This window comes from Subtercola endophyticus (assembly GCF_021044565.1).
Lineage (GTDB): Bacteria > Actinomycetota > Actinomycetes > Actinomycetales > Microbacteriaceae > Subtercola > Subtercola endophyticus.
The window spans coordinates 1,045,022-1,059,287 of sequence record NZ_CP087997.1 but is presented as its reverse complement, the minus strand read 5'-3'; the positions used below and the strand labels follow the sequence as shown (position 1 = coordinate 1,059,287).

Here is a 14,266-nt window from a genome sequence, read left to right as displayed (position 1 = left end):
CTGCTGCGCACAGCAGCGTACCGTTTCGATCACCATGTCATTGAATGCTGTCTATCTGGTGTTAGCGCTCATCGTCGCGACGACGCTGGTCGGTCTGCTCTGGAAGCGACGGCAGGGTACAGCGAAGCAGGTCTCGGTGGCCGGCCAGAACGGCACGCCTGCGCAGCCGAGCGCCACGATCATCCAGCCGCTCGACGTGACGACCGCCGATTCCCTCGCGTCGTTCGGCAGCACAGCCACGCTCCTGCAGTTCTCGACCGAGTTCTGCTCGACCTGCCCGGCCACGAGGCGGATGCTCGGCGAGATCGCCGCGCGAACAGACGGAGTGACACACGTCGACGTCGACCTCACGCACCGAGGCGACCTCGCCAACCGGTACCGCATCTTGCAGACGCCGACCACGTTCATCCTCGACGGCCGGGGCGCCCTGGTCGCCCGCATCGGCGGCGCCACGCGCCGTGATGTCGTCGAACGCCAACTCGCCCTTGTGGGCGAACTCAGTGTGGGAGAAAACACATGAGCTCAAAAAACACGAACCCCGAGATCGCACAACCCGCCCGCACAACCCCGGCAGCACCGGGCATCGATCCGCGTGGTCCGCGATTCGGCGCCGGCATCACCGCGGTGCTGCTCATCGTCGTTCTGCTGCTCGGCATTCCGACGGCGGCGACTCCCGCAGCAACGGTGGGCGAACGTGCGGCCGACCCGGCGTTCATCCTGCTGGCCGTCATTGCCGCGATTTTCGCGTGGGGTTCGTTCGCCGGCGTCGCCCGGCACCCGTACGGCCTCTTCTTCAAGAAGGTCATCCGCCCGAGGCTCGGGCCGCCGGCCGAGCTCGAAGACCCGAAGCCGCCGACCTTCGCTCAGGGCGTCGGTCTGTTCGTGACAGTCATCGGAGTTGTGCTCGCGCTTCTCGGCGTTCCGTATGCTCTCGTCATCTGCGCGGCCGCCGCGTTCGTCGCCGCCTTCTTGAACTCGGTGTTCGGGTATTGCCTCGGCTGCCAGCTGTATCTGCTGTTGACCCGCGCCGGCGTCGTTCGTCAAGGGAGTGCCGCCGTATAACCAGTGGCGCTAGTCTGGGCTCACCGAACCACGAGGCCGGAGGTCAGGTCATGACAGCGCAAGACGTCGAAATCGGGTGCCGTCATGAGTGACCCCGGCGCTACCTCCGGTACGCCGGGCGCTCTCACGATTCTCATCGCCGGGGGCTCCGGATTCATCGGAACCGAACTCACTCAGCAGCTGCGCGATCACGGCCATCGTGTCGTCGTTCTCGTGCGACACGCCACGCACAACCCCGATGAGCGTATGTGGGATCCGGATGCCGGCTGGCTGAACCCCGAGACCGTCGAGCGCGCCGACGCCGTCGTCAACCTCTCGGGCGCTTCGATCTCGCGCCTGCCGTGGACTCTGGCCTACAAGCGCACCATTCTCGAATCCAGGGTCAACGCGACGACCACGCTCGCCACGGCGATCTCGAAGGCGAACAACCCGCCGGCCGTTTTTGTCAGCGGGTCGGCGGTCGGCTACTACGGCGATCGCCCGGGCGAAGTTCTCACCGAACAGAGTCCGATCGGCGAGGGGTTTCTGCCCAAAGTCGTCGATGCGTGGGAGAAGGCGTCGCGGCAGGCTTCCGGCGCGACCCGCGTGGTGAACCCGCGCACCGGTGTTGTGCTGGGCAATGGCGGGCTGGTGAATACGCTCAAGCTGATCACGAAGGTCGGCGGGGCCGGCCCGCTCGGCTCTGGCACCCAGCACTGGCCGTGGATCAGCCTCTACGACGAGGCCGCGGCGATTCGGCATCTCATCGTCGACTCCGACCTGGCCGGGCCGGTCAACCTGGCCGCACCGAACCCCGCAACGGCCGGCGACGTGATGAAGACCATCGCGCGCGTCGAGCACCGGCCGTATTGGCTGCCCGCGCCCTCGTGGGCCATCAAGGGCGCCCTCGCCGACGCGGGGCGTGAGCTCATCCTCGCCGATCAGAACGAGTCGTCGCAGCTTTTGGTGGCCGACGGATTCGGCTTTCGCGACACCGCGCTCGACGAGACGCTCGAAGGCGCACTCGCCGCGGCCTGACCGGCGTGGCAGGTCGGACTCGCACGTGAGGCGGGGCCCGTCAGGCTTTCGCCTTTGGCCGGCCCGTCAGGCCGGTTGCGGCTGCGCCTGGTAGAAAGTGATCGCCTGGCGCAGCGCCTTACGGGCGCGTTTGCGGTCGCCCGAGGCGTCGTAGGCGAGTCCCAGCCGAAACCAGGCCTTCCAACTCTCGGGGCTCTGCTCGACCTCGTCGCGATACGTGTCGAAGTCGGCGTCGGCCGCGTCGCGGTAGGGGCGCCCGCTCGGGCGTTTGGGCAGATCATCCACCGGCAGTTCATCGTTGTCGCGCAGGATTCCGACGAGCTTCTGGGTGCGAAAGCCGAACATCAGCTCTCGGTACAGCGCCCAGGCGCCGATGATGGGCATGATGATGAGCGCCAGACCGATGCCTATTCCGGCCGGAACACCGGTGCCGATGAACAGCAGCGCATGCTGCAGCACCACGATGAAGTAGAGCACCAGAATGGCCGCCATCACCAGCGCGGCGATGCGCCCCTTCACCGCAGACTCCCGCTCACGACAGAGCCGGTCATGCGATGGTCGCCTGGGCGGCCTGCCCCGACACCTTCTCAGGCTCTGCGACCCAGTCGGCACCGCGCTCGGCGGGCGCAGCCTGCGAGGCGCCGGCCGCGAGCAGACGGTCGAGGTCGAGAAGCTTGTCGAGCCCCACGATGACGCCGCGGGTCGTGCGTGCGGCCTTCAGGCCGAGCAGGATGCCCGTGTTGTACGAGCTCGACGAAATGGTCTCGTGGCTCAGGGTGAGCACCTCTCCCGTGCCCCCGAAGATGACGTCTTGCTTCGCCACCACGCCCTGCAGCCGAAGGCTGTGGATCGGCACGCTCGCCACCTGCTGCCCCCGCGCCCGCTGATCGGTGTGCGGGGCAGACACCGGACCGACCCCGGCGCGAGCCTTCGAAATCAGCTCTGCCGTGCGCACCGCGGTGCCCGAGGGCGAGTCGAGCTTGGTGGCGCCGTGCGCCTCTACGATCTCGATCGAGTTGTAGAACTGCGCGGCCATGGTGGCGAACGCGGTCGCCAGCACAGAGCCGAGCGAGAAGTTGGGCACGATGACAACGCCGGTGTCGGGGTGGGCGGCGAGCGAGTGTTCGAGGCGCAGAATGCGGTCGCCCGACCATCCTGAGGTGCCGACGAGCACGTTGATACCCTGCGACACGGCATAGTCGACCACGCTCTGGCTCGCCCCGGGAACGGTGACGTCGACCACCAGATCGGCGCCGTTCATCTCGAAGAGTTCACTGCCCGAACCGAGTTCGGCGTACACCTCGAACTCGGGGTGCTCGGCGACGATGCCGCTCACCAGCCGGCCCATCTTGCCTGATGCCCCAACAATGGCGACCTTCGTACTCATGCCTGCCAATCTATCAAGAGCCAGCTGATCGCCTGCCCCACGTGCGACCTCAGAGCGTTTTCGCGTACCAGTTCGTCGCGTTCGGGTTGTCGTTGTAAGGCTCGATCGGGCGGTACCCCGATCGCGCGTAGAGACGCGCGGCTGCCTCGAGGCTCGCATTCGTGTCGAGCACCACTTCGTCGGCCCCGAAGGCGCTGGCTCGTGCTTCGAGGTCGGCCATCAGCGCTGCCGCCCAGCCGTGCCCCCGGTATTCGGGCTCCACCCAGACGTGCTTCACCTCGTAGCGCACGAGCCCGAGCTCGCTCGCCGCGATGCGCCGAATACCGCCGCAGCCGACCGGCACGCCCTCGTCAGAATCGATCACGACGAACACTCCGGCCGGGGGCACAAAATGCTCCGGCGGCGGAAACGTCACCTTGTAGGCGCCTTGATTCGTCGGAAACCCTAGCTCACGGCTCTCGAAGTACTCGGTCAGCAGCCGCACAGCGTCAGGCGACGTCACCGCTGTCTCGCGCAGTCTCACCGTGCGCCTCAGTACGGCTGCGCGTCGGCGAGACCGGTGCGCAGTTCGACAGGCAGGTGCCCCAGATCGTTGTGCGTCACCAGTTCGGGCACGCGCCCGCTTCGGTACCGGATGATCGTGAGCCCGCAATTGGCCTGGTTGATGCCCACCCAGCGCCAGCCGGGTGCGCTGAGCGCCTCACGAACGAACCAGCCGATGACAAAGTTGTGCGTGATGAGCAGGTCGTGCGTGGTTTCGCGTGACGGGGTGAGAAACTCGGCCACGGCGTCGGACATCTGGGCGCGCCCTGCATCGACTTCTTCTTCAGTGACCGCATTGAAGAACGGCTCGAAGGCGTGCGGCATCTCGGGCGAGTACTCGGTGGGCACACAGTCGAACAGCAGCGGTGTCGGCTTGGGGTCGAGCGCCGGCAGCTGTTTGGCCATGATCGCGGCGGTCTCGGCGGCGCGCTGCAGCGGCGAATGCCAGACGTTGTTGAACGGCACTCCGCCGAGCCGGTCGGCGATCAGCCGTGACTGCCGTTCACCGCGCGGCGACAACGGACCGTCGCTCACGCCGTACTCGGCGTCGACCTGTTCGCCGTGGCGCACCAGGTAGAGAACGTGGCCCATGGTCATGACACTGCCTTCAGCGGTTCGGGTTCATCGGTCTCGACGAGCCCGGCGAATACCTCGGCGTCGAGGGCGCCGACGGCTGCCACCGAGAGGGCGCGCCCGGCGAGTTCGGCGGCAAGAGCGCGTACGTCGGCCGGGGTGACCTCGTCGAGCCGGCGCAGGGCCTCGTCGAGGTCGGTGAACTCCCCCGTCGTGAGCTCGGAGCGGCCCAGCCGCGACATGCGCGTGTCGGAGTCTTCGAGCGCGAGGGCTGCGGAACCCGAGAGCTGCCCGCGGGCGCGAGCCAATTCGCCGTCGGTGATTCCGTCGGCGGCGAGCCGGCCGAACTCGCCCAGCAGCAGCTCAGCCACGGTGCCGGCGTTCTTCGGTGAGCAGCCGGCGTACATGCCGAACACCCCCGCATCCGAGTAGCCCGAGGCGAACGAGTACACGGAGTACGCCAGCCCGCGCTTCTCGCGCACCTCTTGGAACAGGCGCGATGACATGCCGCCGCCCAGCACCGAGTTGAGCACTCCGAGAGCCGATCGCCGATCATCCGCCGCGGCGAAGCCGGGGTAGCCCAGCATGACGACGGCTTGCTCGTTCGGGCGCCGGGTCAGCGACAACGCCTCGCCGCGTCTCACCTCGGCCAGCGCTGCCGTGCGCCGTTCGACGGGGCGGGAGAGCGCGGTCAGATCCCAGCCGGCACTCGCCACCGCAGCCGTGACCTGCGCCACCAGCTCGTCGTGGTCGACGGCACCGGCCACGGTCACCACGAGGTCTTGCGGGCGATAGTTGGCGCCGTAGTGCTGCCACACGGCGTCACGCGTCACGGCTTTGATCGTGTCGGCGCTGCCGCCCACAGGGCGGCCGAGCGGATGATCGCCCAGCACGGCCTCGAACAGCCTCTCGCCCACTACATCGTTGGGGTCGTCGTCGGCCATCGCGAGCTCTTCGAGAATGACCCCGCGCTCGTTCTCGAATTCGGCCGCGTCGAGCACAGAAGAAGTGAACATATCGGCGAGCACCGACACAGCCATCGGCAGGTCGCGGTCTTGCACCTTCGCGTAGTAGCAGGTGTATTCCTTGCCGGTGAGAGCGTTGTGCTCACCGCCGACCTGGTCGAACGAGACGGCGATGTCGAGCGCGGTGCGGCTCGGCGTGCCCTTGAACAGCAGATGCTCGAGAAAGTGCGTGGAACCGTAGCGCGACGGGGTCGTGCCGAGCGCACTGAGCTCGTCACGCGAACCGACCGCCACCCAGAAGCCGACCGTCGAACTGCGGGAGCCGGGCACCCGCTCGCTCAGAATTCGGATACCACTGGGAAGAACCGAACGCCGCACCAGCGCATCACCCGATGCGGTAAACGAGAGTTCGGGCAGGTCGAGGGGAAGAGCAACAGCACCGTTCATCACCCTTCACCCTAACCGACTGTGCGGTGAACGAACCCTGTGTAACTGATTACTCCGCGGCGTCGGCGTAGGAGCGCGCCTTGACGACGCCGTAGCTGTGCGCCGGCTTCATTCCGAGCACGATCTTGCCCCGCGCGTGCCGCGTCTCGAGGTCTTCGAAAGCCTCGTGCACGAGCCCGAACGGGTAGTAACCCGAGATCAGCACAGAGATCTTCTGCGTCGCGGCGAGCTCGGCCAGTCGGGCCAGCACGAGGGTGTTCCGCGCCGCCTCGTGGGCGTCGGGATCGATCGCCGCCAGCTCGATGCGCTTGCGCTCGTCGCTCGAGGCGTACCGCTCCGACTCGACGCCGAGCTCGGCCGCGATATCGGCGCCATTCTGGCCGAAGTTGTCGAGGTACGCCGCCACTCCGCCCGGCGCCAGCTGCTCGATGCGCTCGGCGAGCCCGTCGCCGTAGACCACCGGCTTCACACCGAGCTGCCTCAAATAGTCGAAATTGCGCTCACCGCAGGTACCGATGACGGTCGCGCCGCGCAGCTTCGCCAGCTGTATCTCGATGCTGCCGACTCCCCCGGCCGCGGCCGAGACCACGATCGTATCGCCGGGCGTGATCTGCGCCGCCTCGACCAGGTCGTGGGCCGCGAGACCGGCCAGAAACAGCGAGCCGGCCACCTCCCACGACAGCTGCCGGGGTTTCGCAACCAGATTGTCGGCCGAAACCACCACGTGGTAGGCCTGTGACGACAATCGCGCGTGACCGAGCACCTCGGCATTGCGCTTGAAACGGGTGACCCCCTCCCCGACCTCGATCACGATGCCGGCGAAGTCGCTGCCCTGGGTCTGGTTCGCCGACGTGGGTATGTCGTCGGCGAACAGCCCCTGGCGAATGTAGGCCTCGATGTGGTTGATTCCGGCCACGAGCACCTCGATGAGCACTTCGCCCGGCCCGGGGTGCGGCATCTCGATTTCGACGAGCTGAAGCACGTCGACACCCCCGAACTCACTGAATTGAACGGTCTGCGTACTGTTCGGAATGCGGGTCATGGCCTCATCATCTGCCCGCACCCCCAGATCTCTCAGGCCTTGCGTTCGAGGTCAGGGTGTGCAGACGACGGATGCCCGCCACCACTTCTCGCGAACGAGAGGGTGACGGGCATCCGATGGTGGCGCCAGTCAGGAACGAACCTGACGGGTTGTTAGCTGACTCAGACGACAGCGCCTTCGGCCGGCTCGACGGGGCCGGCGCTGTGGGCGCTGGATCCGTCGGTGTCGGCGGGCTCTGCAACGGTGTTCGCCTCGAGGGCGGCCTCGTCGATCACCGGGGCGAGCGACAGCTTTCCGCGGTCGTCGATCTTGGTGATCTCGACCTGGATCTTCTGGCCGACGCCGAGCACGTCTTCGACGTTCTCAACACGCTTGCCACCGGCGAGCTTACGAACCTCGCTGATGTGCAGCAGGCCGTCTTTGCCGGGCATGAGCGACACGAACGCGCCGAAGGTGGCGATCTTGACGACCGTACCCAAGAAGCGCTCGCCGACCTCGGGGTTCAGCGGGTTCGCGATGGCGTTGACCGCCATGCGAGCCGCCTCGGCCGACGGGCCGTCGACCGCACCGATGTAGACGGTTCCGTCTTCTTCGATCGAGATGTCGGCGCCGGTGTCGTCTTGGATCTGGTTGATCGTCTTGCCCTTCGGGCCGATCAGCTCACCGATCTTGTCGACGGGAATCTGAACCGAGATCACGCGGGGCGCGGTCGGGGCCATCTCGTCGGGGGTGTCGATCGCGGCGTTCAGCACCTCGAGAATCGCGGTGCGGGCAGCCTTGGCCTGGCCCAGTGCGCCATCGAGCACCGACGTGGGAATACCGTCGAGCTTGGTGTCGAGCTGGATGGCCGTGATGAACTCACTCGTACCGGCGACCTTGAAGTCCATGTCGCCGAGTGCGTCTTCTGCACCGAGAATGTCGGTGAGAGCCGCGTAGCGCGTCTCGCCGTCGACGGTGTCGGAGACGAGGCCCATCGCGATGCCGGCAACGGGCGCGCGCAGCGGCACACCGGCGTTCAGCAGCGAGAGGGTGGATGCACAGACCGAGCCCATGGAGGTGGAGCCGTTCGACCCGAGGGCCTCGCTCACCTGGCGGATGGCGTAGGGGAACTCTTCACGCGACGGCAGTACCGGCACGAGGGCGCGCTCGGCGAGGAAGCCGTGCCCGATCTCGCGACGCTTCGGGGTACCGACGCGGCCGGTCTCACCGGTCGAGTAGGGCGGGAAGTTGTAGTGGTGCATGTAGCGCTTCTTGGTGATGGGGCTGAGCGAATCGATCTGCTGCTCCATCTTCAGCATGTTCAGCGTGGTGACGCCCAGAATCTGGGTCTCGCCGCGCTGGAAGATGGCCGAACCGTGCACGCGAGGAATGACCTCGACCTCGGCATCCAGCGGACGGATGTCGCTGAGGCCACGGCCGTCGATGCGGATGCCGTCACGCAGAATACGGCCGCGAACGACCACCTTGGTGACCGACTTGTACGCAGCGCTGAACTCGGTGAGAACGCTGGCCGGCAGAACGCCCGCCTCCACCTTCTCGGTGAGCGCGATCTTCGCTTCGTCTTTCACCGCGTCGTCGGCGTTCTGACGCTCGATCTTGTCGGCGATCTGGTACACGTCGACGAGCTTGTCGTAGGTGAGGCCGGCGACGTTGTCGTAGGTCTCTTTCGAGTACGGCAAGAACACCGGGTAGTGCGCGATCTCTTTCGCCGACTGCTGGGCCAGAACGACCTGCGCACCCACGAGCTGCTTGATAAAGGGCTTCGACGCCTCGAGTCCCTGGCTGACGACGGCCTCGTCGGGCTTGGTGGCGCCGGCCTGAATGAGGTTCCAGCTGTGCTCGGTGGCCTCGGCCTCGACCATCATGATGGCGACGTCTTCGTTACCGTTCTTGTCGGTCACAACACGACCGGCGACCACGATGTCGAAGACAGCCTCTTTGAGCTGGTCGAACGTGGGGAACGCCACCCACTGCTTGCCGATGAGCGCGAGGCGCACGGCACCGATGGGGCCCGAGAACGGAACGCCCGAGATCTGGCTCGAGGCGGATGCCGCGTTGATCGCCAGTGCATCGTAGAACTCGCCCGGGGCGATCGACAGCACGGTGATGACGACCTGAACCTCGTTGCGGAGGCCGGTGACGAACGACGGCCGCAGCGGCCGGTCGATCAGGCGGCAGACGAGGATGGCCTCGGTGGAGGGGCGGCCTTCGCGGCGGAAGAACGAGCCGGGAATCTTGCCGGCTGCATACGAACGCTCTTCGACGTCGATAGTGAGCGGAAAGAAGTCGAAGTTGTCTTTCGGGTGCTTCGAGACGCTGGTTGCGCTCAGCAGCATGGTTTCTTCATCGAGGTACGCGGCGACGGCACCCTGTGCCTGCTGCGCGAGACGACCGGTTTCGAACCGGATCGTGCGAGTGCCGAACGAACCGTTATCAAGAACGGCTTCGGCGAATTTGATTTCTGGACCCTCCATATGGGGGTTTTCTCCTTATTGTGTTGTTCCGCACCATACCGGCGCGAAGAACGTCGCGTTCCCGTGTGGAACACGATCCTCCTGGGAGCAGGGGCATATTTTGAGAAAGTGCCGCAGCCGCTCCATGTGTAACCCCCTCAGTCTATCAGCGAGGGTCAGATGCGCCTAGCGACGTGCCGACGGCCACACGAACAGTGAATGGCTTCTTGGGGTTCAGGATGCTCGCGGGCACCATCACGTACTGCGCGCTGCGGGCGAGCGGGGTGAGCCGAGCATCCACGCGCTGGTCGATCTCGCGCGGCAGGTAACCCGCACGGTAGAGCTTGCCGCCCACCAGAAGGTCGACGGCGACACGGTAGTCGCGCCCGAGCCAGGCCGTGGCGCGCGGCACGAGAACGGCGGTGAACGGCGCGTCGCCGTGTGCGACGGCAGCTTCGATGCTGCCCTGCATACGTTTGCCGTCGACCACGGGCAGCACGGTATCCGAGTCGCTGGCCGCGACCTCCTCGAGCGAAATGCCGGGCCCGAGCTCGAGGGTGCCTTCGCCATCTCGGCGCAACGACCGCACGAACAGCGGCAGAACGATGAGCACGGCCGCGGCGGCGCCGATGGTCAGCACCACCGTGAGGCCGATCGGCGTGAGTACAGGCACGGCGAGGCGCTCGAAGACGGTGCCGATCAGTGAGGCCACGATCAGCACGCCGAGCAGAAAAGGATCCCAGCGCCAGAGCGGCAGCTTTACGCGTTTAGTGTTCATGTTCGACGTGTTCGACGTGTTCGAAAAAGGGCCGCCCTCCCGCAGGAAGACGGCCCTTTGCCAGCTCGAAAGGTATCGGCGAGGCCGGTTATCGACGCAGTCCGAGGCGAGCGATCAGCGAGCGGTAACGCTCGATGTCGACGCTCTGGAGGTAACCGAGAAGTCGGCGACGCTGCCCGACCAGCAGCAACAGGCCACGACGTGAGTGGTGGTCGTGCTTGTGAAACTTAAGGTGCTCCGTGAGATCGAGGATGCGGGTCGTCAGCATGGCGACCTGAACCTCGGGAGAACCGGTGTCACCTGGGTGGGTGGCGTACTCGTCGATGATGGCTTTCTTGGCATCTGGCGTTAATGGCATAGATGACCCCTTTTCTCTCGTTGCGCGGTGCCCGACACCTGATGTGTGGGCTCTCTTGATCCGCGGCCGTTAGACGGCAACCTTGAGAGTTTAGCAGATTTGTTCACTCTCGAGCGAAAGCGGCTTGTGGCCATACAATGACCGTAATCGATACGTGAGGGCTTGATCTATGGCAGACGTTAGCCCGACCGGCGAGAATCTCGGCGACGAGCTCGCTGAGATTCTGCGCGAGGCACGCCTGCGCACGGTGTTCCAGCCTATCGTCGAGCTCGAGAGCCGCGCCGTCGTGGCGTATGAAGCCCTCACTCGCGGGCCGTTCGGCTCGGCCCTCGAGCATCCGGATGCCCTGTTCGCCGCCGCGCGCACCGAGGGCCGACTCGCCGAACTCGACTCGGCCTGCCGGGTCGAGGCGTTTCGCACGGCCTTCGCCGCTGGGCTCGATACTCCCCGGGGGCTGTTCGTGAACTCGGAACCCGAGGCCCTTGCGCTTCTCGCAACCGACGTTCGGCCCACCACGCCCGCCATGGTGCTCGAGATCACCGAGCGCGAGATCACGGGCGACCCCGCACAACTGCTGCGCTCGATCGACCACGTTCGTGACCTCGGCTGGAGCGTGGCGCTCGACGACGTCGGCGCCGACTCCGCATCGATCGCGCTGCTGGCGCTCATTCGCCCCGAGGTGATCAAGCTCGACCTGGGCCTCGTTCGAGACATGCCCAATCAGCACATAGCGAAGATCATGAACGCCATCACCGCCCATTCGGAGTCGACCGGCGCCATCATCGTGGCCGAAGGCATCGAGACCGAACGTCATCTCGACAACGCCCGTGCCATGGGGGCGACCCTCGGTCAGGGCTGGCTGTTCGGCAAGCCCGACGACCTGCCCACCCCCCTGCCGACCATCACCGGGCTGCCTTCTCCGGTCGAGACGCTCACCGAGCCGGCCGGCTCGACGCCGTTCACCATCGCGGCCAGCAAGCGGGTCGCCCGCGCCTACAGCCGTGATCTGCTGGCCGAGATCAGCACACATCTCGAGGCACGCGCCCTGGCTGCCGGCGACACCGCCGTCGTGTTGTCGACCTTTCAGCGCGCCGCGAACTTCTCGGGCGAGGTGGCCGCGCGGTATCGCGAGCTCAGCGAAACCGTCGCTCTGGCCGCCGTGCTCGGCACCGGACTCGAACCCGACGCGTCGATGGGTCGACTGCACATGTCATCGATCGGCGACGAGGATGCCCTGCAGAACGAGTGGAGCGTCGCGGTCTTGACGCCCGACTTCGCCGCCCTGCTCGCCGCTCGCGAGCTGCCGCAATCGGCCGGAGACGACAAGAAGGCGCAGTTCGAATTCGTGCTCACTCACGATCGGGCGATCACCATCGCGGCCGCACGCTCGCTGATGGAGCGGCTCTAGGCCGTGTTGCCGAAGTCACCACTCTGGCGCACCGATCTCGTCGGCCAGAGGCTATTCGGCCACCAGTCGCAGCGCTTGGCGCGGGCAGAGCGCGACCGCGTCGTGTGCGGCGTCAAGCTGAGCCGCGGGGATCGGCACGTTCGAGGCATCGTCTGCTCGGCGCGCCAGCGGGTACCCCCACTCGTCGCGGGTGAGCTGGTCGGCGAGCAACTCGGTGCAGAGGCCGCGGCCGTCGCAGCGGGTCCAGTCGATGTGCAGGCGCACGGGCATCCGGCCGGCAGTGCCGTCGCGCGACGCACCGGACGTGCTCTCGAGCCGTCTCGCGGCCATCAGCCGTGCACCTCGCAGCGGCCCTCGAGGTGCGCGCGAACATCCGTCTCGAAAGCGGTGAGACTCGACAGCACGAACCGCGCCGTTCCGTCGGGGTGCGAGCACGAACCTCGGCCGGTGACCAGGTCGGCAAGCCGGGTGATCTCGGCCGGCAGCCGGGCATCGCGGTGCCGTGCGGCGAGGCGGCTCAGCACGTCGGCCATGGCCGGCAAGCCGTTCACGCACACCCCGCACTGACCTGCCGACTGACCCGCGAGGTACGCAGCGATGTTCGCCGACGTCTCGAGCCCGCACGCCGTGGCGCCGAGCACAAAGAGCACGCCCGCTCCGGGCTGAGCGCCGTAGGGAGCGAGTTCCGCTCGCGAGAGGGGCACCGACAACCGGTCGCCTGGCACCCAGCCGCCGTGGTAGCCGCCCACGAGCACGGCTCGCACAGGCGACGGGCGTCCCTCGGTCGCGCTGAGGGGCGTTGCGCTGCCGTCGATCAGAGAGCCGGCGAGCGTGTGGTCGGGCCGCATGCACGCATCGATGATGGCCCGAATCGGAGTGCCCCCGGCCACCTCGATCACCTGCGGAATGTCGACGGCACCGCTGACGGTCACCACGCGGGTTCCCGGCTCGTCCGCTGTTCCGATCGAACGGAACCAGGCCGCGCCGAAGCGCGCGATCAGGGCGAGCTGCGCGAGCGTCTCGACGTTCTGCACGAGAGTCGGGCGACCCCTGACCCCCGACTCGCTGAGGTGCACGACATGGTCGCGGGGAACACTCACTCCGTGCTCGAGTGCGTTGGCGACCGCGGTCGCCTCTCCCGTGACGAAACCGTCGGGTGCGACGACGACCGCGACATGAGCCGCGTCTGCGCGTTCGGCCATCGCAGCGCGCATGACGTTCGCGCCCTCGGTCGAGACGTACAGCGTCGCATCCGTCGCCCCGACCACGGCCGCGCAGGCCAACAGCCCGTCGATCACCAGGTGCGGAGCGCGGCGCATCAGGGTCTCGTCTTTGCGGCTGAGCGGCTCGCCCTCCGAGCCGTTCGCCACCACGATCGGGCGCTTCGAACGCCGTGCGCTCGAGTTCCGCACTGCGGCGACCTTGCGCCACACCGCAAAGCCGGCACCGCCACGCCCGTCCAGTCCCGACAGCCGCAGTTCGTCGACGAGGGCATTCGGATGCTCGATGCTCGGCATCGGCCCGTACACCGCACGATGGGCCGCGAACGTGGGGTCTGCGGCGAGAAATAGTCGAGCCGTGGTGGCCGGCGGCACGACGCCACCGGCAAGCGGTGCGGTCGTCTCAGCCGAGGGCCCGGGTGCTCCGTGAACCGGAGGCAGGGCATCCATCACCGTCACGACGTCTCCCCCGTTCGAACCGATTGAAACTCGACGAATCGCGCCGAAACCCGCCAGGCGAGCGCGGCGACGACCGCCAGCGTGCTGATGCCGGCCAGCCACAAGAACCACGGGCTGGTGCCGTCGGTTCCGTTGCCGATAGCGTGCGCCAGCGCGATCGGCCACATCGCGTAGGTCAGCCAGTGCACGAGCCGAAACGCGCGCAATCCGATGCGGTTGCGGAGCAGAGCGGTCACCGTGACAGCGATCAGCAGGTCGACAGCGACGGTGCCGAGGCCCTGCCAGAACGGCAGAAAGCTGCCGAAGAACGGCACCACGAAATCGAGCAGCGTCAGCTGGGCGAACGAATCGAAGAACAGCGAAACGATGTGAATCAGCACGAAGACGCACGCCACGAGCGACAGATTGCGGTGCACCAGCGTTATGGAGAAACGCGGCAGCCCGGGCAACGGCCGCCCGGAGCGGGTCAGGATGCCCAGCAGCACCGCAAGCGTGAGCGCGACCAGCCCCACCACTCCGGTTCCGCGGCCGATGGCCCACAGCGCGGCATCCAC

16 protein-coding genes are annotated in these 14,266 nt (G+C 66.8%); 4 read left to right on the top strand and 12 right to left on the bottom strand.

Annotated features, from left to right (window positions below; all coding sequences use genetic code 11):
* Positions 1-34: 34 nt before the first annotated feature.
* The 3 genes from LQ955_RS05100 to LQ955_RS05090 all read left to right on the top strand — a co-directional run bounded on the left by LQ955_RS05100 (position 35) and on the right by LQ955_RS05090 (position 2,079).
* Positions 35-520, top strand: a complete 486-nt coding sequence (locus LQ955_RS05100) for a TlpA family protein disulfide reductase (RefSeq protein WP_231027118.1) — start codon at positions 35-37, stop codon at positions 518-520.
* Complete coding sequence (locus LQ955_RS05095; RefSeq protein WP_231027117.1) at positions 517-1,062, top strand: DUF4395 domain-containing protein; 546 nt, start codon at positions 517-519, stop codon at positions 1,060-1,062. The genes LQ955_RS05100 and LQ955_RS05095 overlap by 4 nt, the downstream gene beginning before the upstream one ends.
* Positions 1,063-1,146: 84 nt before the next feature.
* Positions 1,147-2,079, top strand: coding sequence for a TIGR01777 family oxidoreductase (locus LQ955_RS05090; RefSeq protein WP_231027116.1), 933 nt, complete (start codon positions 1,147-1,149; stop codon positions 2,077-2,079).
* 66 nt (positions 2,080-2,145) lie between these two features.
* Here LQ955_RS05090 and LQ955_RS05085 read toward each other — a convergent pair whose 3' ends face one another.
* The 9 genes from LQ955_RS05085 to rpsO form a co-directional block, all read right to left on the bottom strand.
* Positions 2,146-2,598: a tetratricopeptide repeat protein gene (locus LQ955_RS05085; RefSeq protein WP_231027115.1), complete on the bottom strand. Its 453-nt coding sequence runs from the start codon at positions 2,596-2,598 to the stop codon at positions 2,146-2,148.
* A 28-nt stretch (positions 2,599-2,626) separates the two neighbouring features.
* Positions 2,627-3,466 (bottom strand): 4-hydroxy-tetrahydrodipicolinate reductase, encoded by an 840-nt coding sequence (gene dapB, locus LQ955_RS05080; RefSeq protein ID WP_313788385.1) that lies wholly within the window; start codon positions 3,464-3,466, stop codon positions 2,627-2,629.
* Between the two features lie 49 nt (positions 3,467-3,515).
* Entirely contained in the window at positions 3,516-3,989 is a 474-nt protein-coding gene (locus tag LQ955_RS05075; protein WP_231027114.1) for a GNAT family N-acetyltransferase, read from the bottom strand.
* An 8-nt stretch (positions 3,990-3,997) separates the two neighbouring features.
* Complete coding sequence (locus LQ955_RS05070; protein WP_231028051.1) at positions 3,998-4,600, bottom strand: histidine phosphatase family protein; 603 nt, start codon at positions 4,598-4,600, stop codon at positions 3,998-4,000.
* Positions 4,601-4,602: 2 nt separating this feature from the next.
* Positions 4,603-5,994 (bottom strand): M16 family metallopeptidase, encoded by a 1,392-nt coding sequence (locus LQ955_RS05065; protein WP_231027113.1) that lies wholly within the window; start codon positions 5,992-5,994, stop codon positions 4,603-4,605.
* 49 nt (positions 5,995-6,043) lie between these two features.
* On the bottom strand, positions 6,044-7,036 hold the full coding sequence (locus LQ955_RS05060) for an NADP-dependent oxidoreductase (protein ID WP_231027112.1): 993 nt from the start codon (positions 7,034-7,036) through the stop codon (positions 6,044-6,046).
* 161 nt (positions 7,037-7,197) lie between these two features.
* Positions 7,198-9,510 carry a polyribonucleotide nucleotidyltransferase gene (locus LQ955_RS05055; RefSeq protein ID WP_231027111.1) on the bottom strand — a complete coding sequence of 771 codons (2,313 nt, stop codon included), beginning with the start codon at positions 9,508-9,510 and terminating at the stop codon, positions 7,198-7,200.
* A 145-nt stretch (positions 9,511-9,655) separates the two neighbouring features.
* Positions 9,656-10,267 (bottom strand): hypothetical protein, encoded by a 612-nt coding sequence (locus tag LQ955_RS05050; RefSeq protein ID WP_231027110.1) that lies wholly within the window; start codon positions 10,265-10,267, stop codon positions 9,656-9,658.
* Between the two features lie 88 nt (positions 10,268-10,355).
* Complete coding sequence (gene rpsO, locus LQ955_RS05045) at positions 10,356-10,625, bottom strand: 30S ribosomal protein S15 (RefSeq protein WP_104243121.1); 270 nt, start codon at positions 10,623-10,625, stop codon at positions 10,356-10,358.
* 169 nt (positions 10,626-10,794) lie between these two features.
* On the opposite strand from rpsO, the gene LQ955_RS05040 reads away from it, so the two are divergent.
* Positions 10,795-12,033 (top strand): sensor domain-containing phosphodiesterase, encoded by a 1,239-nt coding sequence (locus LQ955_RS05040; RefSeq protein WP_231027109.1) that lies wholly within the window; start codon positions 10,795-10,797, stop codon positions 12,031-12,033.
* Positions 12,034-12,084: 51 nt separating this feature from the next.
* On the opposite strand, the gene LQ955_RS05035 is transcribed toward LQ955_RS05040, so the two are convergent.
* Genes LQ955_RS05035 through LQ955_RS05025 form a run of 3 tightly spaced genes read right to left on the bottom strand, consistent with a single transcriptional unit; the run spans position 12,085 to position 14,266 of the window.
* Positions 12,085-12,363, bottom strand: a complete 279-nt coding sequence (locus tag LQ955_RS05035) for a ferredoxin (RefSeq protein WP_231027108.1) — start codon at positions 12,361-12,363, stop codon at positions 12,085-12,087.
* The gene (locus LQ955_RS05030; RefSeq protein WP_231028050.1) at positions 12,363-13,703 is read right to left on the bottom strand and encodes an NADH-ubiquinone oxidoreductase-F iron-sulfur binding region domain-containing protein; all 1,341 of its coding nucleotides are present in this window, start codon (positions 13,701-13,703) and stop codon (positions 12,363-12,365) included. The genes LQ955_RS05035 and LQ955_RS05030 overlap by 1 nt, the downstream gene beginning before the upstream one ends.
* Positions 13,704-13,708: 5 nt before the next feature.
* Positions 13,709-14,266 (bottom strand): ferric reductase-like transmembrane domain-containing protein, encoded by a 558-nt coding sequence (locus tag LQ955_RS05025; RefSeq protein WP_231027107.1) that lies wholly within the window; start codon positions 14,264-14,266, stop codon positions 13,709-13,711.